General features: G+C 57.1%; 15 protein-coding genes and 3 tRNA genes. 6 read left to right on the plus strand and 12 right to left on the minus strand.

Annotated features, from left to right (window positions below; all coding sequences use genetic code 11):
- The first annotated feature begins 208 nt into the window (after positions 1 to 208).
- Positions 209 to 1207, plus strand: a complete 999-nt coding sequence (locus ACWJJK_RS19055; protein ID WP_168175477.1) for a TraB/GumN family protein — start codon at positions 209 to 211, stop codon at positions 1205 to 1207.
- Between the two features lie 16 nt (positions 1208 to 1223).
- Here the strand turns inward: ACWJJK_RS19055 and ACWJJK_RS19060 are convergent, their stop codons facing one another.
- The 9 genes from ACWJJK_RS19060 to ACWJJK_RS19100 all read right to left on the minus strand — a co-directional run bounded on the left by ACWJJK_RS19060 (position 1224) and on the right by ACWJJK_RS19100 (position 10418).
- Positions 1224 to 3104 carry a SurA N-terminal domain-containing protein gene (locus ACWJJK_RS19060; RefSeq protein ID WP_156879730.1) on the minus strand — a complete coding sequence of 627 codons (1881 nt, stop codon included), beginning with the start codon at positions 3102 to 3104 and terminating at the stop codon, positions 1224 to 1226.
- A gap of 108 nt (positions 3105 to 3212) precedes the next feature.
- A tRNA-Asp gene (locus ACWJJK_RS19065) sits at positions 3213 to 3289 on the minus strand.
- A 6-nt stretch (positions 3290 to 3295) separates the two neighbouring features.
- A tRNA-Val gene (locus tag ACWJJK_RS19070) sits at positions 3296 to 3371 on the minus strand.
- Positions 3372 to 3382: 11 nt separating this feature from the next.
- Complete coding sequence (locus tag ACWJJK_RS19075; protein ID WP_077731468.1) at positions 3383 to 3655, minus strand: HU family DNA-binding protein; 273 nt, start codon at positions 3653 to 3655, stop codon at positions 3383 to 3385.
- Positions 3656 to 3874: 219 nt separating this feature from the next.
- Positions 3875 to 6301: an endopeptidase La gene (gene lon / locus ACWJJK_RS19080; protein WP_086135098.1), complete on the minus strand. Its 2427-nt coding sequence runs from the start codon at positions 6299 to 6301 to the stop codon at positions 3875 to 3877.
- Between the two features lie 512 nt (positions 6302 to 6813).
- Positions 6814 to 8094, minus strand: a complete 1281-nt coding sequence (clpX, locus tag ACWJJK_RS19085; protein ID WP_077731466.1) for an ATP-dependent Clp protease ATP-binding subunit ClpX — start codon at positions 8092 to 8094, stop codon at positions 6814 to 6816.
- Positions 8095 to 8195: 101 nt separating this feature from the next.
- Positions 8196 to 8840, minus strand: coding sequence for an ATP-dependent Clp endopeptidase proteolytic subunit ClpP (clpP, locus tag ACWJJK_RS19090; RefSeq protein WP_077731465.1), 645 nt, complete (start codon positions 8838 to 8840; stop codon positions 8196 to 8198).
- Positions 8841 to 8859: 19 nt separating this feature from the next.
- Complete coding sequence (gene tig, locus ACWJJK_RS19095; RefSeq protein ID WP_077731464.1) at positions 8860 to 10182, minus strand: trigger factor; 1323 nt, start codon at positions 10180 to 10182, stop codon at positions 8860 to 8862.
- Positions 10183 to 10333: 151 nt separating this feature from the next.
- Positions 10334 to 10418, minus strand: a tRNA-Leu gene (locus ACWJJK_RS19100).
- A 239-nt stretch (positions 10419 to 10657) separates the two neighbouring features.
- Here ACWJJK_RS19100 and ACWJJK_RS19105 point away from each other — a divergent pair.
- Positions 10658 to 11278: a class II aldolase/adducin family protein gene (locus ACWJJK_RS19105; protein ID WP_156879731.1), complete on the plus strand. Its 621-nt coding sequence runs from the start codon at positions 10658 to 10660 to the stop codon at positions 11276 to 11278.
- On the opposite strand, the gene ACWJJK_RS19110 is transcribed toward ACWJJK_RS19105, so the two are convergent.
- Positions 11270 to 15115 (minus strand): GH36-type glycosyl hydrolase domain-containing protein, encoded by a 3846-nt coding sequence (locus ACWJJK_RS19110; RefSeq protein WP_156879732.1) that lies wholly within the window; start codon positions 15113 to 15115, stop codon positions 11270 to 11272. The genes ACWJJK_RS19105 and ACWJJK_RS19110 overlap by 9 nt on opposite strands.
- A gap of 27 nt (positions 15116 to 15142) precedes the next feature.
- Entirely contained in the window at positions 15143 to 18355 is a 3213-nt protein-coding gene (locus tag ACWJJK_RS19115; RefSeq protein ID WP_454128383.1) for a discoidin domain-containing protein, read from the minus strand.
- 203 nt (positions 18356 to 18558) lie between these two features.
- Here ACWJJK_RS19115 and ACWJJK_RS19120 point away from each other — a divergent pair, with 203 nt between their 5' ends.
- The 3 genes from ACWJJK_RS19120 to ACWJJK_RS19130 all read left to right on the plus strand — a co-directional run bounded on the left by ACWJJK_RS19120 (position 18559) and on the right by ACWJJK_RS19130 (position 20653).
- Positions 18559 to 19350 (plus strand): polysaccharide deacetylase family protein, encoded by a 792-nt coding sequence (locus ACWJJK_RS19120; RefSeq protein WP_086135094.1) that lies wholly within the window; start codon positions 18559 to 18561, stop codon positions 19348 to 19350.
- A 193-nt stretch (positions 19351 to 19543) separates the two neighbouring features.
- Positions 19544 to 19939, plus strand: coding sequence for a hypothetical protein (locus ACWJJK_RS19125; protein ID WP_077731460.1), 396 nt, complete (start codon positions 19544 to 19546; stop codon positions 19937 to 19939).
- Between the two features lie 9 nt (positions 19940 to 19948).
- Positions 19949 to 20653, plus strand: a complete 705-nt coding sequence (locus ACWJJK_RS19130) for a methyltransferase domain-containing protein (protein WP_086135093.1) — start codon at positions 19949 to 19951, stop codon at positions 20651 to 20653.
- Here the strand turns inward: ACWJJK_RS19130 and queF are convergent.
- The gene (queF, locus tag ACWJJK_RS19135) at positions 20640 to 21029 is read right to left on the minus strand and encodes a preQ(1) synthase (RefSeq protein WP_156879751.1); all 390 of its coding nucleotides are present in this window, start codon (positions 21027 to 21029) and stop codon (positions 20640 to 20642) included. The genes ACWJJK_RS19130 and queF overlap by 14 nt on opposite strands.
- 213 nt (positions 21030 to 21242) lie before the next feature.
- On the opposite strand from queF, the gene smc reads away from it, so the two are divergent.
- Positions 21243 to 24749: a chromosome segregation protein SMC gene (smc, locus tag ACWJJK_RS19140; protein WP_156879734.1), complete on the plus strand. Its 3507-nt coding sequence runs from the start codon at positions 21243 to 21245 to the stop codon at positions 24747 to 24749.
- Positions 24750 to 24850 lie beyond the last annotated feature (101 nt).

The following is a 24850-nucleotide window of genomic DNA, read 5'->3' on the forward strand; positions in this document are numbered from 1 at the left end:
GAGACTCAAGACACGCGACGGCTACATCCCGCCCTCAACGGAACGACGGTTCACGTGACCAGGTCGGTCTTTCCGTCACAACATACCTTCGCCCCGTCTTCGTCTCCCATACTTCGGTCAAAAATTGTCAAGCTGGACACTTGAGCTACATTTTGGATGTCATCGAATCGCTTCGCCGACCTTTTGATCACTGGGAAGAATGACGCCTATGTTCCATCTCGTAACCCGCTCCAACCTATTGGTCTTCGCGCTCGCGTTGCTGCCGACCTCGATATTCGCCGATGTTTATAAGTGTCTGGATCAGAAAGATAAGGTCTTTTATCAAGACCGACCATGTCAGGAGTTGACGTCGGCTCAACTGCCGCCCGGCTTGTCTCAACTAGCAGCCAGCGATAACAAGCCGCACTTTCTTTGGAAGGCGACAATTGCGGAAGGCACGGTCTACCTCATGGGCGCCCTTCCTTATGGCGCGAGCGATATGTATCCCCTCCCGGAAGCGATAACGGACGCCCTCTCGGGGTCGGATGTGCTGATCGTCGGAGCCGATGTCGCTGCGCTGCCTCAGGCCGAACTACTTCCCATCGCCGCAAACCGAGGCGCGTACACGGACAATTCCGATTTAAGAGACCACATCAAAGCCGCCACCTGGGAAAGAGTGCTCAAGCTCTCCAAGGCTTTGGGCATGGCAGAGGAAACGATTCTCACCCAGAAGCCATGGATGGCGTCACTGAGTTTGATGAGCCTAGCCGCTAAACAGGCGGGCTATACGCAAGAGCTCAGCATCGAAAAAGGCTTTGTCAAGGATGCGCAGATGCGAAAGCCGGTACTTCAATTAGACTCGGTAGATGAACAAGCGAAACTGTTGGATGGCTTGTCCGAGATTGAACAGGAGCAAATACTCCTGCAATCGCTAAATGAGATTGAACGTGGGGACGACTATTTCAAATCGATGATCGAAGCCTGGACGAGCGGAGATTCCTCGACCGTTGAGCTGATCGTGCGTCGCCGCTTCGATAGTCTTCCGGCTTCGGACAAGCTCTTCAAGCTCTTGTTCACCGATCGAAGCGCAGCGATGGCGGAGAAAATCGGGGAATTGGCGGCCGATGGTAGGACTTATTTCGTTGTCTTGGAAGCCGGCCACCTGGTCGGTGAACACGGCCTCCTAAACCTGTTGCAATCGAAAGGCTTCAAAATTTCGCAGCTATAGCTCGAATCGATCCGGATCAGTTTTCAGCCTCGGGCTTGACGTAAACATCGGCGAGTTCACGTAATTGTGCCACAAAGGACGAAAATTCGCGCTGCGCGGCGTTTTTGGCGAGGAACTGGCGAGCAGCGTCCGCTTCCTTGGGATCTCCTTGCGAAGCGCCATCCTTGACGGCGATCAGCTTAAAGACGACTTGATCGCCGTTTTCAAGTTCCACCGTTGAGATAACGGGCTGCTCGGCTGACGGTCGAGCAGCCTTGAATACGGCATTCGTCAGCACTGGCGGTACATTTTTTGCATCGCGGCGCAGATTCGACTCCTTGGAAACCTGCATACCGTGCTCTTTGGCCAAACCCGTAAGCGGAGCACCCTGCTGCGCTTGGCGCAAAAGTTCTTCCGCTTGCTTGCGGGTCTCCTGTCTTGCGTCCTCGGCACGTAATTTGCCAACGATATCTTCCTTCACTTCTGCGAGGGGCTTATCGGACGCCGGTTGATGGTCTTTTATCCGCAAAACGACTGCTTTCTCGCTCCCCAATTCGACCGGATCGCTGTTCCGTCCGTTCAGAACGTCCTCACTGAACGCGGCTGCTCTTACCGTGGACTCGGCGGCGATACCGTCTCCTGCCTCACGCGTAAAGTATCCGGTGCTCTCGATTTTCAGATTGAGGGCTTTCGCGGCCGGCTCCAGACTGTCGGGATGTTCATAGCTGAGCTCCGTCAGCGTTTGTCCCTGTTCGTAAAACTTGTTTTCTGCCGCATTGCGCTGGAACGTTTTCAGCAGTTCGTCTTTTACTTCCTCGAATGGCTTGACCTTAGCCGGAGACAACTCGGTTACTTTGATCAAGTGATAGCCGAAAGATGTTTTGACAGGCTTGGATAACTCACCCTGCTTCAAAGCAAATGCCGCATCGGCAAAATTTTGCTCCATGGCCCCCTTGGTAATGAAACCCAAGTCGCCGCCGTTCTGAGCGGATACCGGGTCATCCGACGTTTCCTTTGCGGCCTTAGCGAAATCTTCGCCCTTAGCCAAACGGTCTTGAATCTGATTGATCTTGGCCAAAGCCGCCTGCTCGGCGGCTTCACCGCCTTCCGAATCGACCGCGACTAGGATATGGCTGACCTTGCGCCTTTCTTCGGACGCGAAACCAGACTTCTGCTCTTCATACAGATTGCGCAGGTCGTCTTCGGTGACTTGGGTCTCCTTCGCGATATCGTCAAGACGAACGGCGATGTACTCGATCGATACACGCTCGGGATTTTGGTAAGCCTGAAGATGTTTCCGATAGTAATCTTCGATTTCCGCATCGGAAATAGTGCGAGCCGATTTCTTCAAAGGTATTTTGAGATATTCGACCTCACGCTCCTGATTTCTGAGCCGAAAGAGCGAAGCGATTTGATTCGGGGTTACAAATGCGCTGTCAAGCAATCCGCGCTGGTATTGCTCCATCAACAAAGCTCTTCTGACCTGCGCAACGAATTGGGCAGAACTCAAGCCCTGAGATGACAGCATGATGTTGTATTTTTCCTTATCAAACTTGCCTTCGGTTTGAAAATAAGGGAGCGTCTGGATGAAGTCGCGCACGGCGCTGTCGCTGACGGCAAGGTCCTTAGCCTCCGCATTTTGCGCAATGATTTCTTCTCGAATCAGCCGCTCTAAAGCTTCATGTTTGAGCTGCCTATCGTCGACCTCCGCCAAACCCACCAGATTCGCAAGACTCTGCTGATAGGCCTGGTTTACCTCGCGCTCAAAAATATCCCTGTCACCGACGACAGCCAGTGGCTGCTCCTTGCCGGAATCCAGATAATTCTGAATTCCCCATAGAGCGAACGGCACACCGACAAGAATCAACATTACCCATGCGAAGATACCTTGGGCACGATCACGAATCGCTTGAAGCATATGCAGAACCTGATACGGCTTTAAGAGCAATCATTAAACGAAAAGACAGGCAGCCCCCTGCCCTCAAAAAAAAACCCGCTGCCTCAGGGGCGCGGGTTTTTTGAAATTTGGCGGAGCGGACGGGGCTCGAACCCGCGACCCCCGGCGTGACAGGCCGGTATTCTGACCAACTGAACTACCGCTCCAATTTATGGTGGGTGCTGTAGGGATCGAACCTACGACCCTCGCCTTGTAAGGGCGATGCTCTCCCAGCTGAGCTAAGCACCCGAAAGAGTCGACTAGCTTACAGCATCTTTAAGTGCTTTACCAGCCTTGAATGAGGGAATTTTTGCAGCTTTGATGGTAATCGTGTTTCCCGTCTGCGGATTACGGCCTTGACGCTCGGCACGCTCTTTAACCCCAAAGGAACCAAAACCCACGAGTGAAACGGTTTCGCCGTTTTTTAAAGCTATCGTGATAGCGTCAATCATACCGTCGAGTGCGCGCCCGGCATCGGCCTTCGTCAGGTCCGCCGACTTAGCGATCGCATCAATTAGTTCCGCTTTATTCATTCTTTCCCCCTTTGATCGATGATGTTGAATCTAAGTTCTTCACATGGCCGCAAGACTTCGTCCATTCCTATATGCTGTTGGCTACGCGTGAACTCGCCGGCCGAAATGTAGCAGTAGACAAAAAGCACTGTCAAGCCGCATAGCGTCTGGGATTCAGCGAATTTTAGCGATCCGTCGCATTTCTCTGAACACGCAAAAAGCAACTCCCTCCAATTAGGACTAATGAGCAACGATCATGCCTGCCGTACCCGTCGATTTAGTCACACCCTCGGATTCGGGAGTAACCGGCGGTTTCAACGGTTCCGGCATGTGTTTTAGTGCGGTCTCGAGGACTTGATCGATAGAGCGAACCGCGACGATTTTGAGATCCTGCTTAATGTTCTTTGGAATCTCAGCCAAGTCCTTCTCGTTTTCCTGCGGAATCAAGACGGTCGAAATACCGCCCCGATGCGCCGCCAACAGTTTCTCCTTTAGCCCTCCGATGGGCAAAACCTCCCCGCGAAGCGTGATCTCGCCCGTCATGGCAACGTCCGATCTCACAGGGATTTGAGTCAATGCGGAAACCAAAGCCGTGCACATACCGATACCGGCGCTGGGACCGTCTTTGGGCGTGGCCCCTTCCGGCACGTGTATATGCACATCGTGCTTCTGATAAAACGCCGGATCGATACCCAGCGTTTCTGCTCGGCTCCGGGCTACCGTGACAGCGGTTTGTATCGACTCCTGCATGACCTCGCCGAGTTTTCCGGTATAGGTTTGCTTGCCGGTTCCGGGCATAACGACCGATTCGATGGTAAGAAGCTCGCCTCCCACCTCGGTCCAGGCCAGGCCGGTAACCTGCCCGACCTGGTCCTTCTCCTCGGCTCGTCCGTAGCGATAACGCCTGACGCCCAAAAAGTCATCCACGTTACGATGAGTCACGTTCAGTTTCTTGGTGCTCGGTTTGAGGACCAAGCTCTTGACGACCTTGCGGCAAATCTTGGCTATTTCGCGCTCAAGGCTACGAACACCGGCTTCTCGAGTATAGAAGCGGATAATATCTCGAACCGCCGATTCGGTGATATGAATTTCGCTGTCCTTAAGCCCGTTGTTCTTGACCTGCTTTGGAATCAGATAGCGCATGGCGATGTTGACTTTCTCATCCTCGGTGTAGCCAGCGATGCGGATCACTTCCATGCGGTCCAGAAGCGGCGCCGGGATATTCAAAGTGTTCGCCGTTGCAATGAACATTACTTCGGACAAATCGAAATCGACCTCCAAGTAATGGTCGTTGAAAGTATGGTTCTGCTCCGGGTCCAAAACTTCCAACAATGCGGCAGCAGGATCACCGCGGAAATCCATCGCCATCTTGTCGATCTCGTCGAGCATGAACATCGGATTGCGGGTCTTTACCTTGGAAAGGTTCTGCAGGATTTTACCCGGCATCGAGCCAATGTAAGTTCTGCGATGGCCGCGAATTTCGGCCTCGTCACGAACCCCGCCCAAGGCCATGCGAACGTACTTCCGGTTGGTCGCTCGAGCAATCGACTGACCGAGCGAAGTCTTGCCCACACCGGGCGGTCCAACCAAGCACAATATTGGGCCTTTTAGTTTCTTGACGCGCTGCTGAACGGCCAGATACTCGAGGATACGCTCTTTGACTTTCTCCAAACCGTAGTGCTCGGTTTCTAAAATTTCTTCGGCACGCTGCAAGTCGTGACTGATCTTGGTGCGCTTCTTCCACGGCATGTTGACCATCCAGTCGACGTAATTCCTGACTACCGTAGCCTCGGCAGACATCGGCGACATCAACTTGAGCTTGTTCAACTCCGTCTCGGCTTTGGTACGAGCCGCCTCAGGCATGCCGGCCTTTTCGATTTTGCGCGATAGCTCCTCGAATTCGTTCGGCACATCGTCCATTTCCCCCAACTCCTTCTGGATGGCCTTCATTTGCTCGTTCAAGTAATACTCGCGCTGATTTTTTTCCATCTGCTGCTTGACCCGCCCGCGGATACGCTTCTCCATCTCCAGCATATCCACCTCGCCTTCCATGAGCGTCATCAAACGCTCCAACCTGGCCGTCACATCGCTCATCTCCAGAATCGACTGCTTGTCTTCGATTTTGATGGTCATATGTGCGGCGATGGTATCCGCCAACCGGCTCGGGTCGTCGATGCCGGCAAGCGAATTCAACACTTCGGGCGGTATCCGCTTATTGAGCTTGACGTAATGATCGAAGGTGTTGATGGCGGTGCGCATCAACACATCGATTTCTTGATCGGTGATGTTGATCTCGTCCAGCTGCGGCGAAACTACGGCTACGTAGTGCTTGTCGGCGACACGGTACTTATCGACGTTGCAGCGCTCGCTACCCTCGACGAGCACTTTCACAGTGCCGTCCGGAAGCTTCAGCAATTGCAGGATGTTGGATAAAGTGCCGATCTGGTACAGGTCATCGAAGCTGGGATCATCCAGTTCGGCTTCTTTCTGCGCTACGAGCAAGATTTGTTTGTTGTCCCGCATGGCAGAGTCTAGGGCCAGAATCGACTTCTCTCTGCCGACGAAGAGCGGTATGACCATGTGGGGATAGACTACGACGTCCCGTAAGGGAAGCACCGGTACCATCTTTTCCGGCTTTGCACGATTTTCAAGCGAGGTATTTTCCATTAGCCACCCATGGATATTAGTGAGTACGCGTTGTTACTGAGTATATAGGTAAGCTTCGGGCAAAAAACAAGACTAAGCCCGATAAAATCGGGGACTATTTGATTTGGCCAAAAACTTCAGATGAAGAGATCAGCAAAAATTCTGCGATCCCGTCCGGGTAAGTACGAAAAACTACTTAGATGCGAATGTATCGTCGAGATTCCCGAATCCGAACGATTTTCTATACAAAATGCGTAGATCAATGCGCGGTGACGCTTACGCGCTGAAATAAGCGACCGCTACCATTAGGATCAGTGAATGCAAACAGGTGTTTGTGCCGACAGGCGAGCAAGAACGCAAATTCAACTTGAAGGCTGCCCTAACGAGCTTTAAGACTGAGAAGCTATCAGCCATTAGTCAGACAGTGAAGTTCGGCCATCGATCAAGATCTGAAAATTGGCCGCATAACAAAACCCTGAATCGGCTACCGACGCCCGCTCGCCGCAAGGCATCGATAGCACTCGGAAGATATTTCACTCTACCGAAGCACAGTGCTTTTCTTCGGTTTGATAAATCAGATACGGGTCCGATTCGCCGCGAATAACCTTTTCATCGATCACAACTTTGGAAACATGTTCGGCGGAAGGCAATTCGTACATCGTATCCAGCAACACGTGTTCGAGAATCGTTCGCAGACCGCGTGCGCCGGTTTTCCGTTCCATTGCCCTTCGCGCGATCACCCGCAAGGCGTCCTCGCGAATCTCCAGATCGCAACCCTCCATCTCGAACAACTTCTTGTATTGTTTGACCAGAGCATTTTTCGGTTCGGTCAGAATTTGAACCAATGCCTGCTCATCCAATTCTTCCAGAGTCGCCACCACCGGCAAACGACCGACAAACTCCGGAATCAGGCCGTATTTGATCAGGTCCTCCGCCTCCACGTCCGCCAAAACTTCGCCGACATTGCGGCGTTCGTCCTTGGTCTTGACCTCCGCGGAAAAACCGATGCCGCCCTTTTCGGAGCGTGAACGAATGATTTTTTCCAGTCCGGCGAACGCTCCGCCGCAGATGAAGAGGATATTCGCCGTATTGACCTGCAAAAATTCTTGCTGAGGGTGTTTGCGTCCGCCTTGTGGCGGTACCGAGGCCACAGTGCCCTCGATCAACTTCAGCAGAGCCTGCTGCACACCTTCACCGGACACGTCGCGGGTGATCGAGGGATTATCCGACTTACGGGAAATCTTATCGATCTCGTCGATATAGACGATACCGGACTCGGCCTTCTCCACGTCGTAATCGCATTTCTGCAAGATCTTTTGGATGATGTTTTCGACATCTTCCCCGACGTAACCCGCCTCGGTCAGCGTCGTCGCGTCGGCGATCGTGAACGGCACGTCCAACAGCCGGGCGAGCGTCTCGGCAAGCAAGGTCTTTCCCGATCCGGTTGGGCCGATCAAGAGGATATTGCTCTTGGCCAGTTCGACATCGTTCTTCTTCAGGTGGTTATGCACCCGGAGCCGCTTATAGTGGTTGTAGACCGCAACCGACAAGATCCTCTTGGCTTTCTCCTGGCCAATGACATACTCGTCGAGTACGGCCTTGATCTCTTTCGGTTTGGGCAACTTATCTACGCTAGCGGCAACATTTTCCTGAAGCTCCTCGCGAATAATATCGTTGCACAACTCGACACATTCGTCACAGACGAACACAGCCGGACCGGCAATGAGCTTTCTGACCTCATGCTGGCTTTTTCCGCAAAACGAGCAGTAAAGAAGTTTCCCGCCCCCGTCTTTGCCGTGCTTATCATCACTCATCGCAAACCTCTTATTCGTCAGATGACTGTTGTAGCAACCTACGCGAACCAACCGCTACCGGCATACGTCCACTAGTCCTTCGAACTCGAATTCCAATGCGTTTAACCGCTAGAACCCGGTTCTCGGCTAGCGAGCACCTTGTCGATTAGACCATATTGCGCTGCGTCTTCTCCACTCATGAAATTATCACGATCGGTATCGACTTGAATTCGTTCCAACGGCTGACCTGTATGTTTCGCCAATATTCGATTCAGTCTGTCGCGGGTCGCGAGAATTTCGCGGGCATGAATGTCAATGTCGCTGGCCTGTCCCTGGAAGCCGCCCAAAGGCTGATGGATCATGACTCGCGAATGGGGCAGACAATATCTCTTGCCGGGCGCGCCGCCCGCCAGCAGCAACGCTCCCATGCTAGCCGCCTGACCGATGCACAGGGTGCTGACGTCGGGTTTGATGAACTGCATGGTATCGTAAATCGCCAGTCCCGAGGTGACTATGCCGCCGGGAGAATTGATATAAAGATGGATGTCCTTGTCCGGATTTTCCGATTCCAGAAAGAGCAGTTGAGCGATGATCAGGTTGGCCATGTAGTCTTCGACCTGCCCAACCAGAAAAACCACCCGTTCCTTGAGCAAGCGGGAATAGATATCGAACGCCCGTTCGCCACGCGCCGACTGCTCGATAACGACGGGCACCAACCCCGTCGCCCGAGTATTGACGGTTTTATCAAAATCGCCGGTAAACATCATGAGATCTCTCGGGTTAAAGTTACGCCGCTTGTGAGGAACTGCCGGTAACCTGCTGCATCAACTCTTGAAACGCGATCTTTTCCTCGGTCACCTTTGCCTTGTCCAATACCAAATCCACCACCTGATCCTCCATGACCACGTTTTCCACTTCGCGAAGCCGCTCCGGCTCGGCGTAGTACCAGCGCACCACGTCTTCCGGGCTCTCATAACTCGCGGCCAATTCGTCGACGGTCGAACGCACCCGCTTTTGATCCACGACAAGATTATTAGTTTCAATGATCTTCCCGAGGATCAGCGCCAAGGCGACTCTTCGTCTCGCCACTGGCTCTAGCTGCTCCTTCAGCTTGGCTTCATCGAGATCCTGCCGCCTTTTCTGGGCCGCTTGCCGGTAGGGCGCCAACAAATGCTCAAGCTCATCTTGGATTAAGGCGTTGGGCAGAGCAATCGCATTCTTGGCGAACAGAGCATCCATCACCGAGGATTTCGTTCTCGTCTGCAGCGCCCGCTTCATCTCGCGCTCCATGTTAGCGCGGATATCGCTGCGGAAAGCTTCCACGCCACCTTCCTCGATGCCGTAGGATTTTGCGAATTCCGCGTCCACCTCGGGCAATAAGCTTTCTTCGACTTTCAGCGGCTCGATGGCAAATTGCGCCGTGTTGCCGGCCAGCTTTTGGTTGGGGTAGTCGGCCGGAAACGGCAATTCGAATTCGAGCGTCGACCCGGCCACTGCGCCGACCAACTTATCTTCGAATCCCGGAATCATTTGGTTCGTGCCCAGGACAACGGGCAGATTCTCAACTTTTCCGTCGGTAAACGACTCATCGCCGATCTTGCCTTCAAAGGCGATCGTAACACGATCCCCCGTTGCCGCCGCGCGCTCGACCTCTTGCCAGCTCTTCCGCTGCTCTCTGAGACGTTCGATCATGGCATCGATATCCGGCTCGGTCACTTCCGAAACGAACCGCTTGACCTCCAATGTCTCCAACGGCATCAGCACGAACTCCGGCATCACTTCGAAGCTCGCTTCATATTCCAGCCCACTGCCCTCGTCGACTCGGCGAGCGGTGATCTGCGGCACTCCCGCTGGTTTGAGCCTCTCCTCCCGGACGGCTTCATAAAAGCTCGATTGGATCAGATCCGAAAGGACCTCCTCCCGGACCTGCTGTCCATAGCGCTTTTTTACCAGACTTTGAGGCACTTTGCCGGGACGGAAACCGTCGATCTTGACCTTGTTCGCCAAAGTTTTGAGGCGTGAGGCTATTTTTTCCTGGATCTCTTCTTCCGGCACCTGTACGGTCATTTTCCGGCTCAATTCAGATGTCGTTTCGACAGAAACTTGCATGTCGCTGTTACCTCAAGAATGGAAAAAAGTATCGGAGGGACTGGCTCGAAAAGCACAATCGCCTAAATTGCTGGCTGATGCGCCGAACTCTGATATCCGTAATCGGATATTTATGCTAGGAAGCTTGGCTTCTTGGTGCTTACTGAACATTTGGTGCGAATGGAGAGACTCGAACTCTCAAGGGTTGCCCCACTGGAACCTAAATCCAGCGCGTCTACCAATTTCGCCACATTCGCACATAAAATCTGCCCGGATTATACTCCGTTTGCCGAGGAATTTCCGGCTCGGTCCCGCTTCCCTTCAAGATTCGATCCAAAAACTCGCCCCGCCGATCGGATGCAAGCTTTCTATTATAAAACGCGCGAATATTTTTTCATCTGTTCGTTCTTTGGACGCATAGCGGATTTTGCCGTTTTTCGCTTTTTCGTCCGGCCTGTAGTAATAAATATGTTCGGCCAAGGCTATGGATTTAAAGATGGATCAGAAACAGGACAGAGAAGGCGTCGTCAAGTATCGCCTCGATTACACGACGGCTCCGCCGGTAGATTCGGAAATCGTCGCCGAACTGAATGCCTGGCGGACCATCCTCTATCGTCTCGGACTCACCGGGCAGGACTCTCGTCGGTATGACGGCCTGGCCTACGGCAACGTCAGCCTTCGCCGCGGTGAAACCGCCTTCCTTATCAGCGGAACGCAGACCGGCGGCAAGCCCAAGCTCACTAGCGAACATTACTGTCTCGTCACCGGATTCGATCTGGAGCAAAACCTCATCATCGCCGAAGGACCGATAGCGCCCTCTTCCGAAGCCCTGACCCATGCTGCGGTTTACCAAAGCGGAAGCGGGATCGATTGCGTACTGCATGTCCACTCGCCCGAATTATGGGAAAAGGCCGAAGCCTTGGCCATTCCCGTGACTGACCGGCAAGTCGGTTACGGCACGCCGGAGATGGCCCATGAGGTCGGGTTTCTGGTTCGAACTTCGAAAAGCCCGGTCATCGCCATGGGTGGCCATGAAGACGGCGTCATCGCGTTCGGCCGCACCGTCGAGGAAGCCGCCATATGCCTGATTCGCAGCCTGGCGCAGGCATTAGCCTAAGATCACGACAACGTCGTGAGACCGCCCGTCCGATAGCAAAGGAATTCGTGCCGTTTCCCCTTCGACCGGCATCGGCCGTCCGTCCAGATCCGCACTGAGAACACGCCGAGGCGTTTTATTCGGATTCGTTACCCTGATCGTATAGCGCGTCGGATTGCCCGGATGCCGATAGCGGATCACAAACTCCGGCCACTCGGCCGGTATACAGGGTTTGAGCTCGATGAAAGCGCCCTCCTTCACCCGAAATCCCAAAATCGATTCCAAGGCGACACGGTACATCCAGCCTGCGGACCCCGTGTACCACGTCCAACCGCCGCGGCCCACATGCGGCGGTTCGCCGTAAACGTCGGCGGCGACTACGTAGGGCTCGACCCGGTAAACATCGGTTTCTTCCTGCGTCCGCGCGTGGCTCACCGGGCTGAGCATTTCCAATAGCCGCGCGGCCCGGTCGTTCCGGCCGAGTTCTGCCACGGCGCGCACCACCCAGCACGCGGCATGGGTGTATTGCCCGCCGTTTTCGCGCACGCCGGCCACATAGCCCTTGATGTAGCCCGGGTCATGCGGTGTGTTGACGAAGGGCGGCGTCAATAAACGAATGAGACCATTATGATCGGAGATCAGGTGCTCCTCGACCGCATCCAAAGCTCGATTCGCCCGCTCCGCCGGCGCCGCGCCTGAAATCACCGCCCACGCCTGGGCCAAGGCGTCGATTCGACACTCATCGCCGTGTTTGGTGCCTAAAGGGGTACCGTCGTCATAGTAGGCGCGTCGATACCAGTCGCCATCCCATCCCGCGTCATTGAGCGCCTGGTAAAGATGCTCTCGATAAGCCCGGTAAGCTTCGATCCTCGCCTGGTCGCCGCGCTTCTCGCAGATGGGCAGGAATTCTTCGAGAACGTGGTAAAGAAAGAATCCCATCCACACGCTCTCGCCGCGCCCTTCGCGGCCCACCCGGTTCATGCCGTCGTTCCAGTCGCCCGTGCCCATCAAGGGCAAACCGTGCGCGCCCCGGGTCAGGGAGCGGTCCAGCACTCGACAGCAATGTTCGTAGATGTCCGCAACCTGACCGGCATCGTCGGGTTTCAGATAAGCCTCGTCCTCCCCCTCCGCCAGTAAACGGGCAGTCACAAACGGCGCGGATTCGTCCAGCACGCTCCAATCGCCGGTGTGACGGATATAAAACGCCGTGACATATGGCAGCCAGACCAGATCGTCGGAAAATCGGGTGCGCAATCCCCGCTCCAGGGGTTCGGGATGCCACCAGTGAAGCACGTCTCCCTCGACGAACTGATGAGCGGCGTGAAGCAGAATCTGGGCTCGAGTGAGCTCGGGGCGCAGATAGATCAGCGCCGAGGCATCCTGAAGCTGATCGCGGTAACCGAAGGCGCCTCCGGACTGATAGAACGCGGAGCGCCCCCAGATCCGGCAGCTCAGGTTCTGATATGCCAGCCAGCCGTTGACCATCAGATCGATCTCGGGAGACGGCGTCTCGATTTGGATTCCGGAGACAAAATCGCGCCAAAAACCTTGGGCTTCGGCCAAGGCGTTCTCGATGGCGCCTCCTTGCCGGTATCGCTCGATGATCGAACGGGATTCGTCCTCGGAGAGGGTTTCGCCCAGCAGGAACGCACATTCGAAGGTTTGCCCCGGTTCCAAGTCGATTTGAAGCTGAAGCGCCGCGCACGGATCGAGATTAGCGCCATTCCGTCCATCGAGCGATGCGCGTGCGAGCAAAGCCGCGGGGGCTTCCGGGCTGCCGTTCCGCCCGATGAAGCTCTCCCGATCGGCGGTGAAATACATGGCACCCGGCTGCCCTACCGCCGCCGCGAAGGCGACGCCGTCGGAAAACTCTCCGGCTTGGCGATTGATAGCGAACAGCGCCGACGTCTCCGGATCATGGCGGGTGATCACGAACCGGCTGCTGTCGGACGGCGTTCCGCCCAGAATTAAGCGCTGGTATGAAAACAGCGACAAGCGGCGGCGGCTAGCGCCCCCATTCGTCAGACGCCATCGGAAAATTTTGACCGGATCGTGGCGGGCCGCAAACAGTACGACGTCCTGATCCAAACCATCGTAGGTGCTGGTAAACCGGCTGTACCCGAACCCGTGGCGCGCCTCGTAAGCGGCGGGTGCCGAACAAGGCCCCGGCAAGGGAGACCAGAACGCGCCGGTTTCCTCGTCCCGGAGATATAACGCTTCGCCGAACGAATCGCTGACGGGATCGTTGAACCAAGGCGTCAACCGATGCTCGCGGCTGTTCCGATGCCAGGTATATCCCGCTCCCCGCTCGCTGACCAGAAAGCCGAAGTGTTCATTGGCGACTACGTTGATCCATGGAAGAGGCGGCCCTTGCAACTCGCCGTCGGTCAAATCCAAACGAACCACGTACTCGGTGCCGTCCGCGGCAAAACCGCCATATCCGTTGAAAAATCGAAGCGCTTCGAGCCCGGCCTTGAGTTTCGGCGTCTCCGGCGGCAAAAGGGCGCGCCGCGCTCTCGCGCTTGGAACCGGAAGCTCCGATCGAAGCGACGGCGCGCTTTCATCGACCACCAGGCGCGCAACGGCGCACAGCAATTCGAGATCGGCCGGCGCAATGTCTTTTTCCGCGCGAATAAAGATGTCCTGATCAAGCCCGCCCAACCCACCGAAGTCGGCCCCCTTGTCCGGACTCAAGATCATCAGCGCGAAACGTAAGCCTTTCGCCAGCCAGTAGCGCTGCGCCTTGATGAGTTCGGCAACCCGTGAATCCTCGCGACTGTCACTGGCCCGTACCAGAACGATCGGCCGGTAGAACGGCAAGCCGTAGCGGTCGAGCCGCGCAAGAGGACCGCAGGCGCTCCGCAGCACCGACTCCGGAGCCCGAAGCTTCGGATCGCCGTAAAGCAACGCACCGGCGAGGGCTTGAAAAAACTCCGCCTCCGTTCCGGTCATGTCGAGCCGCCGGACGAGTTCCCGCTCGCCTTCGGCCGCGCGGGCGTAGATAGTATTTATCGCTTTTTCCGCCGAGCAACGCTCGATGAGTTTCAGCGCCTGCATCCTGTCTTCGGCCGCGCCGAACAGAAACACCACATCTCCCTGCGTGTTGGGAGCAAGTTCCAAGCAGCGCCGCAGAGCGAAAACCGGGTCGAGCACGTTGCCGATCCCGCCGGACAGCGGCTGTGTTTCACGAAGCGCCTGCGGCTCCGCCGGCGTCCGGTTCCGGCCGAGGAAGCGCATCCGGTCGGTCTCGTACTCCAATTCACCCGGCCCGAACGCCGCGCCGACCAACCACGGATAAACCTCATGAGCGCTGCGCGGCCTGCGACGAGCGAGCAGCGCTTCTCGTTCCGCCACGAACTCGGTTTGCACGAACAACTTGGAGAAAGCCGGGTGCGCCGCATCGGCCGCAGGATGATTCAGGACCACTTCGAGATAGCTCGTGATTTCGATCCGTCTGGGCCGATTCGAACGATTTCGCAGCGTGACTCGGCGCAGCTCCAGATCGTCGTCCGGGCTGACGCACACATCCAAAACGGCCTCGATACCGCTGTTCTCGCACTGAAGCCTAAACCGGCCCGGCTCGTAACGAGCGGTCCGTGCATCGGCTTCCATCCCCGTCGGCTGCAAACCGAGCGACCACCAGTCTCCGCTATCCAAATCCCGGAGGTAAATGAACCATCCCTCGCCGTCTTCGACGCGGTCTCCGCTCCAGCGGGACAGCGCGTGGCCGCCAAGCATCGAAAACCCGGTGCCGGCCGATGTCAGCAATACCGTGTAGCGTCCGTTGGACAGAAGGCGCGACGCCGGGACCGAATCGTTCGGTCGATCGAGACCGGCCTGGTTAGGATCGAAGCTCATGCGGACTCCTTAGGTCAAAAATCGAAATCAATTGGCTTGCTGCGTAATTGCCGCCCCGTAGTTCACCGTCACTTCCGCCGGAAACTCGCCGATCACCGCTTGATCGGCGGTAAACGTATCGACCGGTTTTCCGTTGACGGTAAGCGACCGGATGGGCTGGTCGGCGGGTGCCTTGAGAACGATCTTGCCTGGAGGCAGGGCGAGATCGCCGGAGAGCACGAGCCGCAATTTATCGGGTTCTTCCTGGCGCAAGGTATAGTTCAAGGTTCCATACCACGTGGGCAAACGCTTCACGCCCACATCGCCGCCACCCTCCAGCCACGCTTTCGGAATTCCTGCCGCCAGAACCAATGCTTGATCGCTTTCACGTTCATACGCGTACAGAGCGCGCATCGCCCGCACGAATTCCGCCCCGATCCAGGCATGGGGCATATCGCCTATGAACTTGGGATGCTTGGGATCGCGCCAGACGACCTCCGCCCAGTGATTCCAGTCGGCGGGACGTTGATCCTTGAGCAGAAAATTCAACAGCTCCAGCGCCTGCTCGCGCCGCCCCATACGGACCAGCGCTTCTACGGTACGCACTTCGTACGGCGTGTAAGCGATCCATTCCAGCTTGTCGTCGCGCCGCTTGTTGAAATAGTCGTAGAAATTGTCGAAGGTCTTGTTCAGCGCCTCTATCGGAAGATTGGTCTGCTCGCCGCCGACCGCGACCGCCATGGCCGTGGCGGTGGCGTCGAAATCGCCCAGCTCCGCCGAACCCGGCATGAAGGCGATCTTGTGCTTGGCCATGGTGCGCTTGATGGATTGGTACAGGTCGCTGCGAAAATCGTCCCGCAAAGCGTCAAAATGCGCGGCATTGTTTTCGTCCATGACCAGCACGGCCAAGTCGGCGGCATCCTTGAGCCCGCGCAAGGTCCAAAAGCCGTCCCAGTAGGAGTGTACCGGATGGGCGCTGTAACCTTCGTGACTGATGGATTCGGGCATCATGCCGAAAAACATCGATTTATCGGAGGACTTGTACTCTTCGCTCTTCCGTTGATTGCGCAACTGCTCGATATAGTGCACCGATTTCACGATCGTCGGCCACATCTCGTATACAAAACCGATATCGCGCGTGTAACGGTAGTATTCGGCGACAACGTAAATGAACTCGCCGTGGCTGTCGTTCTCGGGGACGCTACCGGGCCCCCTGTGATCGACGCAGCAGGGAATCTTCCCGTTGGGAAACTGGAACCCGGCATACCATTCGATGAAGTGCCGTACTTCTTCGGTATACCCCATGCCGAGCAAGGCGGCGGACATCAAGGCCGCGTCGCGAATCCAGGAGCGGGCGTAGGAGCGAGAACCGGGATAAAGCGCGGCGCCGTCCCGGTTGATGAAGATATAGGCCAGATTGCTCCTCACCGTATCCCGAAGCTTTTGCGCCTCGGGCGGAACGATCAGATCGGCGCGGACGATCTTGGCCTCCCAGAAGTTGACGGCATCCCGAAACCGGGCCCGACCGAAGGCACTGCCGTTCCCCTCCACTATATTCGCCGCCTCCAGAATGGCCTCCGGATTCTGATACGGAATCGCCAGATAAATCTCCCGCGACGCGCCGGGAGGCAAATCCAGCTCGTATTCCAAGGCGGCGGACGCATAGCCGAAGGGGTCGTGAGCTTCGGTCTGCTGCGGCACCTTGCCTTCCATCAAGAAATCGGTAATCGAACCTTGGTCGAAGGTCGTCGCACCAAAGTGATGAGGCGGGGTCAAGGGGATTACCGAGCGATTCTCGTCGACCCGGATGATTCGCCCGTCCAGCGCGATATCGTGGATTTGCGCCACGCCCCCCACCATATTCAAGGCCTGCCAGGGCGGATTGACTTGAAACGGACGGATCGCGAGCAAGAGCTTCAACTGCTCACGCTCGCTGCCGTTGTTCTCCACCCGATAGCGCGCATAAAGCGCCTGCCCGGGCTTGCTGGCGGCGAAAGCCGTCGTCTTCATTTCGACCGAATCGGACCGCCAGGTCACCGAGGGCACGGGCAAATAACCGCGCTCGAGCTCCTGTACCGGAAACACGTCGTTCCAGGTAACGAGCTTGCCTTTGGTGTATAAGAAGGGTTCGATGGAAAATGCGTTCTTATCCACTTCCAGCGCCCCTTCCTCGTTCAGCAAACCCTCCTTGTCGCTGCCGTTGGCGCCGATGACGGTGAAATAACTTTGCTCGCCGTAAAAATATTTCGGGTAGATACCGCGGGGCGCTTCACGGGCAATGGTTTCGAAAAATGCGTTCGGCGAGGCGGAAAAGTCGAACGGTTTTATGGTCAGCGAGCTGATGCCGTATCCCCGGCCGCGGCTGCTTTTCTGCAACTCCAGCCGCAAATAGCGGGATTCGGCGTCGGGCATATAAATGTAATCGCGGCGCCCGTTGCCCAGACTGACCGTGTACACCGGCTGCCATAGCTTGCCGTCTTGGGAAATCCGAACCTGATAAGCGGTGGCGTAATCGTCGCGGTCCCACTCGATGATCAAGCCGCCATATACGCGGCGCTTCAGAAAATCGACCTGCAGCCACTGGCTTTCCGCGAGCGCGCCGCTTTGCCATGAGGTTTCGGGCTTCGCGTCCAGCACCGACTCCGGGTCGTGATCCTTGGCGGTGGTCGAGGCCGTGACTTTGGGCGTGAGATTGTAGGCGGTAATCGGCTCGCGCTTCTCGAAGCGGAAATCGTCGAGCCAAATCGATCCCTTGCCGCCGGTGCTCGACGTGATCGAGAACTCGACGAATCCAACCTGCTTGAGTGGCGTATTGGACGGTCCCCACGCGAAGTCGAACATACGTTTTTTCACGCGGTACTGTTGCCAGTCCACCGGCAACTTGAAATCGAAGCGCCGTCGCCACCAGACGTTATCCCCGGAGGGGTCGATGATCTTAAACTCGACATTGTTGGCCGGCGCTTCCGCCCGCGTATAAAACGTGAATGCGTAATTTTCGGGCAGCGGGATGGAGAACTTCTTGCGCACGGTAACAAAGCCCGTACCGCCCCTGAAATCGAAATCGAGGCGTAGACCCATGCCGGTCCGGCCGGTATCCTGAGCCAATTCCACATGAGTGCCTTCCGCGGCCACGGCGGTCCAGCCGCTCAGCGTTTCGAAATCGTCCAAAATCACTGCTGCGGAATTCGCCGCCCGCGCCAAACCGAACCCCACCAGACATGCCAAGCCCAACAAGAGCTTGATCAGTTTTCGTCTATTCATTTCTATCAATCGGAAAAGCAGGTCTTCTCTATATAGACAAGCTTCGAGACCTTCTTGACGAGAGCGTAAGCCTGATCCGCTCGGCCAGGCAAGCATGGAGGTCCCCGGAATATCGTTGATCAAGCGGCGGGCATCTCCCCACGGATAAGAAAATCGGTTTTAATCCTCAAGCTTTGCTCTCCGACTCGATACACATAACGCCGATGCACTCCGTCCGCCACTGGCTTCCCTCGCCTTTTCTGCGCTATTCCGCGGCTTTTCAAGTCATCGGCGGGTCCGCCGCGCTTCTTGCGCCCGATGGATCGACGCTGCTCGTCGAGGCCCTCGCAGCCAATCACGCGATCGTATTCGGCGCGAGCTTTTGGCCTACCAGCCCGCTGCTCGGCCCGAACCTCACCCGGCTCCCCGCCGAACGAGCGGAACGCAAGGAAATCGCACTGACCTTCGACGACGGACCCGACATCGAAACCACGCCGAAAGTGCTCGATCTGTTGGATCGTTACCAAGCCAAAGCCAGCTTTTTTTGCATCGCCGCCAGAGCCGAAAAGTATCCGGAACTGGTTCGCGACATCGTATCGCGAGGCCATCGCATCGAAAATCACACATACCGCCATGCGCATACCTTCGCCTTGAGCGCCGTCGGCGGTTTCAAGGCGGAAATCGGGCGAGCGCAAGCGGCGTTAACAGCTCTCACGGGCGCCTCACCGCGCTACTTCCGGGCCCCCGTCGGCATGCGCAACCCGTGGCTGCAACCCGTGCTGAGCAGCTTGGATCTGACCTTGGTTTCATGGACACGCCGTGGCTACGATGCCGTGTTCGGCGACCCTCAAAAGATCGTGCGGCGTTTGTCCAAAAACCTCCGCGGCGGAGATATTTTGCTGCTGCACGATGGCTCTTCGGCCCGCGACCGGAACGGCCGCCCCGTCGTACTGGAAGCCTTGCCGAGATTGCTGGACGAAGTCGCTCGGCTGAACCTGATTCCCGTTCCGCTATGACGACTCCAAGCTTTAAAAAGCTGTTACCCACATAGAAGTTTCGGGATCGACGCTGACTTAATGTGAACGATTGTTGCCCTGAACGCGGATCCTTTGCACAATCGATCTGGGGGGATAAAGGATCGTCGGAACAGCGATTCGTGCTTAGCGTCCTCTTGGGATTTTCCGTCAACCAACAAAAAGAGAAAAAACAATGAGACTCAAACCCGTACTCGTCGCCTTATTCGTCGCCGCTTTCGTTCTCCTGGCCGGTTGCCGGACTTCTCCGGTATACAACGTCTACGACGCGCCGGTCATGGTGACGGGCAACAAGCCTTATACCGCCGAGGACGTCGAGAAAGCCATCATTCGGGCAGGTGCCGGACTCGGCTGGCAGGTCAGAAAAGTAAAGCCGGGACAGCTCATCGGAACGCTGTTCATCCGCTCCCATATGGCGGAAGTGGACATCACCTACAGCAAGGACAAATACAATATCCGTTACAAGAACAGCAACAACCTGAACTACGACGGCACCAAGATTCACAGCAATTACAACGGCTGGATTCAGAATTTCGATAATGCCATCAAGCGCGAGCTGTTGAGCATTTAAAAACGCGCAGTGATCGTCGATTTCGGCCATTTGGCCGAACAAACCGCCCGCCGCTATCGGGCGGCGGGCCGCTTCACCGAAGGATTCGTGCGCGGCAAGCTGCGGCACGATCCCGTGTACGCCTATCTCCTTTCCAATCCCGATTGGCTTCCCCGAAGCGGCGCGATTCTCGATCTCGGCTGCGGGAGAGGCATTCTCATGAGCCTATTGTCGGAAGCTCGGAGACTCGATCTGATTCCGCTGAGCAACGCGCAATTTTTCGGCATCGATCTGCGTCCGAACGACGTAGCCGCCGCCAGGCTGGCCTTGGGCGACGAGGCGGAAATCGCCGTCGCCGACGTGCGCTCGGCAGCCTTGCCCGCCTGCCGAGCGGCTGTCCTGCTGGACCTTCTGCTTTATCTCGCGGCGGACGAACAGGAGGCGCTGCTCGAGCGAATAGCGGACGTACTGCCCGGTGGCGGTGCGCTGGTCATGCGGGAGACGGATGCCGGCTCGGGTCTACGGTTTCAAGCCACCCGAACCGCAGAGCGGCTGTGCGCGCTGGCGCGGGGCCATGTTCGGCAACGCTATCATTACCGCAGCGAGACGGAATGGAAAGGCTTGCTCGAAGCTTTGGGATTTTTCGTGGAGACCGTTCCGATGAGCGAAGGCACGCCGTTTGCCAACGTGCTTTTCATCGCCCGGCGCCGCAATCCGTCGCTTACGGCAGATTGACCAGCCGCGGCGGCTCCCACGCCGAATCGCGGTGCTCGGCGACAACCGTGGTGTAGATACCTCCACGTACATTGAAGCGGGCGGTCACGCGCATGAAGTTCGGAGCGCAGGCACTGACGAGATCATCGAGAATTCGATTGGTCACCGCTTCGTGGAACGCGCCCTCCTCGCGGAAAGACCAGATATAAAGCTTGAGCGATTTGAGCTCCACGCACGATCGGTTCGGCACGTACTCGATCAGAATGGTGGCGAAGTCCGGCTGGCCGGTTTTGGGGCACAAGCAGGTAAACTCCGGAATCTCGATGCGGATAGTGTAATTGCGGCCGGGTTGCGGATTATCGAAGGTTTCGAGGTCTTTGCTAGGTATTGATGGCATAGGAGAACGGTAAAGGATCTTCAGAAATGCGCGATGCGCAGTAGTGGCGGAACACAGACAGGACATAAACAAGTACGGAATGACGCCGTGACTTAGTCCGCTATAATAGCGCCCGGTTCCATTACAAACCAGACTAACGGACTTGCCCGCCATCGCGCCCACCATCATTTTCCTGCTGTCGTCTCGTACTGCAAAACTCATTTACACCCTCTGATGCGGCTGGACAAGATCAAACTCGCGGGCTTCAAGTCCTTCGTCGACCCCACGCCGATTCCGCTTCCCGGCAATCTGGTGGGCATCGTCGGACCGAACGGCTGCGGCAAATCGAACATCATCGACGCGGTGCGCTGGGTGATGGGCGAGAGCTCGGCCAAGCATCTCCGCGGCGACACCATGGCCGACGTGATCTTCAACGGGTCCAGCACCCGCAAGCCGGTGGGCATGGCCTCGGTGGAACTGATCTTCGACAACAGCGAAGGCAAGGCGCCGGGCGAATTCGCCAGATACCCGGAAATTTCCATCAAGCGCCAGGTCACGCGGGACGGGCAATCGACCTACCTCTTGAACGGCACCCGCTGCCGCCGCAAGGACATCACCGACCTGTTCCTCGGCACCGGGCTCGGCTCCCGCAGCTACGCCATCATCGAGCAAGGCACCATCTCCCGGCTGATCGAAGCCAAGCCCGACGAACTGCGGGAGATCATCGAGGAAGCGGCGGGCATCTCGAAGTACAAGGAAAGGCGTCACGAAACCGAACTCCGCATGGGTCACACTCAGGAAAACCTCGACCGGCTGCAGGATCTCCGCGACGAGGTGGCGAAACAACTGGACAACCTCCGGCGGCAGGCGAGAAAGGCGGAAAAGTACACGGCTCTCAAGCAGGAGGAGCGGCGCTACAGAGAGCAACTGCTCGCCATCCGCTGGCGCAAATACGACGAGCTCCTGCGCGATCATCAAAAGTCCCTGGCAACATCCGAACAGCTGCTCCGACAACTGGTCAGCGAAGGCAACGGCTTGAACGAAACGCTGGAGCAATATCGAGACCAGCACGAAGCGCTGCAACACCAACTCGGCGAGCATCAAGGCCGCTTTTACGAGCTGGGCTCCGAAGTCAGCCGGCTCGACCAGGCGATCAAGCACGCGCACAAGACGCGCGAAACCCTGCGTCAGGAACAAACCCGGCTCCAAGGGGAAAAAGAACAGGCGCTGCGCGACCTGGAAAACGATCGACACCAACTCGAAGCCGTGCGGGAAGAGCTCGCGTCAGTCGAGACCGACCTTGATCGGGGTTTGGCCGCCGAAATCGAAGCGGTCAAACACCGAGACGAATCGGACCGGGCGCTCAGAAACCTGCGCCAGGCCTTCGAATCGCTGAGCGGCGAAATCAACCGTTGCAAAGGCCAGGCTGAGCTTCAGAAATCGCGGCTCAAGCAACTGGAACAACAGGAGCGACAATTCCAGTCCCGGCGGGAGCGGCTGGAAACCGAGCGCGACGAGCTCGAAGACACGCTGCAAACCGAGGGGCTGGAAGCGCTGCAACAGGATCTGGCGGAACTGGAAGCCGAACGCGCGGCGCTGCACGAGCAGCTGCAAAGCCTGGTCGAACGAATTCAGCAGGAACGCCAGCGAGCGAAAGTCTGCCAGGACGAACTGAACGCCAGCCGTGCCGAAGTGCATGCCATACAGGGCCAGATCAGCTCGCTGGAAACGCTGCAACAGCACGCCATGGGCAAGGACCGCGCCGCAGTCAGGACATGGCTGGCCGAACGCGATCTCGATCGTGCCGGGCGCCTGGCCGAACACCTGGACGTGCGTTCCGGCTGGGAGACGGCGGTCGAAAGCGTCCTCGGCAGCCATCTCGAAGCCCTGTGCGTCGAGGGACCGGCCGTCTATTGGCCGCATCTGGACAAACTTCCCGGCGAGTCGCTGAGCTTCTTTGAAACCCACTCGCCGAATGGGGCTGCCACGCCGGCCGCAGAGAAACTCATCGGACAAGTGCAATCGCCCTGGGATCTCGGTCCGCTGCTCGGTGCCGTATATTGCGCGGAAAATCTTGCGGCAGCGAAAACCGTGAGCGAGCGGCTGGCGGACCACGAATCGGTGGTGACTCCGGACGGCATCCGCCTCGGCCGCGGCTGGCTGGCCGTCCACAAGCCGGAGGACGGCAAGGCCGGCATGATCAAGCGGGAGCGCGACCTGCGGGAACTCAAAGCCCGGCGCGACAACTTGCTGGAGAGAAGCCGGATACTGGAGCACGATCTCGCGCAAGCCGATCAAGCAGTGAAGGATGCCGAGCACGAGCGCGAGCGCCTGCAGTCGCAGGAACGCACTTTGAGCGCCGATCAAACCCGTCTCAAGGCCGAGTTGAGCGCCGCCACGGCACGCTGCGAGCAGGCTGCGAAGCGTCTCCGGCAGCTCGAATACGAGCTGGACGATCTGGAAGAACACCAGTCTCAAATCATCGAAGAAACCGCCGAAGCCAAAACTGCCTTGATCGAGGCGGAAGAACGGCTTGCCGAGCTGGAACCGAAAACCGCGGATCATGCGGCCCGACGGGAAGCGCTGGAAAATGTTCTCGGCAACGCCGATGCGTCCTTGAAAGCGGCGCGCGACCGGGTCCACGAACTCAAGACCCGTCTCGAAACCCTGAAGTCGGCTGAAGGTTTAACCCGAAAACACCTGGAGCGGGCCCAAAATCAGTACGACCAATCGCTGGGACGGCTGGAAACCGTCAGCGCACAGATGAACGAAGCGGAAACACCGGTCGAGGACGAACAAGCCCGGTTGGACGAACTGCTGGAACAGCGCATCGAGGTCGAGCGCACCCTGTCGGATTTGCGCAAGCGCGCCGGCGAATTGGAAGCCGAGATGCGCCGTACCGACGAAGCTCGGGTCCGCAATCAGAGGGACTTGGACAGCCTCAAACAGCGCCTCGAGCAAACCAAGTTGGAACTCCAGGCCAACGACGTGCGCCGGCAGACGGTACAGGAGCAGTTCGATGAACTGGGCGCGGAACCGGACGCGGTTTTAGCCGAATTGCCCGAGGACGCGGATGAAAAGATCTGGCAGAAGCGAGTCGCCGAACTGGGGGAAGAAATCATCAGGCTCGGCGCGGTCAATCTGACGGCGATGGAAGAATACCTGGCGCAAGAAGAACGCATGAAGTTTCTCGATCAGCAGCACCAGGATCTGATCGAATCGCTGACCACGTTGAGAGAAGCCATCGAGAAAATCGATCGGGAATGCCGAGCCCGCTTCAAAGAGACCTTCGACAAGGTGAATGCCGGCCTGCAACGCATGTTTCCCAAGCTGTTCGGCGGAGGCCAGGCATCCCTGGACCTCACCGAACGCGATTTGCTGGAATCCGGCGTCAGCATCATGGCGCGGCCGCCCGGCAAGCGGAACAGCTCGATCCACCTGCTATCGGGCGGCGAAAAAGCGCTCACGGCGGTAGCGCTGGTGTTCGCCATCTTCGAGCTCAACCCGGCGCCCTTCTGCCTGCTCGATGAAGTGGACGCTCCGCTGGACGACGCCAACGTCGGCCGTTTCAGCCAGTTGGTCAAAGAAATGTCCGAAAAGGTACAATTCCTGTTTATTTCGCATAACAAAGTGACGATGGAAATCGCCCAGCATCTGGCCGGCGTTACCATGAAAGAACCCGGCGTGTCCCGCATCGTCGCGGTCGATATCGACGCGGCGGTGGAAATGTCGGCGGTTTGAGTTCCTGTGCCGTGTGCGGGCCGGTTTTCCGCACGAGATAACTTGGCCGCCATTGGCGGCTTCCTTGTTTGCAGGCTGTCAAGTGCCTTTGAGGAAAGGAG

Source organism: Methylocaldum gracile (genome assembly GCF_053646815.1).

Excerpts from the sequence above, each read along its gene's own strand:
- ACWJJK_RS19055 (WP_168175477.1), top strand. The coding sequence starts at position 209 with ATGTTCCATCTCGTAACCCGCTCCAACCTATTGGTCTTCGCGCTCGCG.
- ACWJJK_RS19060 (WP_156879730.1), bottom strand. The coding sequence starts at position 3,104 with ATGCTTCAAGCGATTCGTGATCGTGCCCAAGGTATCTTCGCATGGGTA.
- ACWJJK_RS19075 (WP_077731468.1), bottom strand. The coding sequence starts at position 3,655 with ATGAATAAAGCGGAACTAATTGATGCGATCGCTAAGTCGGCGGACCTG.
- lon (WP_086135098.1), bottom strand. The coding sequence starts at position 6,301 with ATGGAAAATACCTCGCTTGAAAATCGTGCAAAGCCGGAAAAGATGGTA.
- clpX (WP_077731466.1), bottom strand. The coding sequence starts at position 8,094 with ATGAGTGATGATAAGCACGGCAAAGACGGGGGCGGGAAACTTCTTTAC.
- clpP (WP_077731465.1), bottom strand. The coding sequence starts at position 8,840 with ATGATGTTTACCGGCGATTTTGATAAAACCGTCAATACTCGGGCGACG.
- tig (WP_077731464.1), bottom strand. The coding sequence starts at position 10,182 with ATGCAAGTTTCTGTCGAAACGACATCTGAATTGAGCCGGAAAATGACC.
- ACWJJK_RS19105 (WP_156879731.1), top strand. The coding sequence starts at position 10,658 with ATGGATCAGAAACAGGACAGAGAAGGCGTCGTCAAGTATCGCCTCGAT.
- ACWJJK_RS19110 (WP_156879732.1), bottom strand. The coding sequence starts at position 15,115 with ATGAGCTTCGATCCTAACCAGGCCGGTCTCGATCGACCGAACGATTCG.
- ACWJJK_RS19115 (WP_454128383.1), bottom strand. The coding sequence starts at position 18,355 with ATGAATAGACGAAAACTGATCAAGCTCTTGTTGGGCTTGGCATGTCTG.
- ACWJJK_RS19120 (WP_086135094.1), top strand. The coding sequence starts at position 18,559 with ATGCACTCCGTCCGCCACTGGCTTCCCTCGCCTTTTCTGCGCTATTCC.
- ACWJJK_RS19125 (WP_077731460.1), top strand. The coding sequence starts at position 19,544 with ATGAGACTCAAACCCGTACTCGTCGCCTTATTCGTCGCCGCTTTCGTT.
- queF (WP_156879751.1), bottom strand. The coding sequence starts at position 21,029 with ATGCCATCAATACCTAGCAAAGACCTCGAAACCTTCGATAATCCGCAA.
- smc (WP_156879734.1), top strand. The coding sequence starts at position 21,243 with ATGCGGCTGGACAAGATCAAACTCGCGGGCTTCAAGTCCTTCGTCGAC.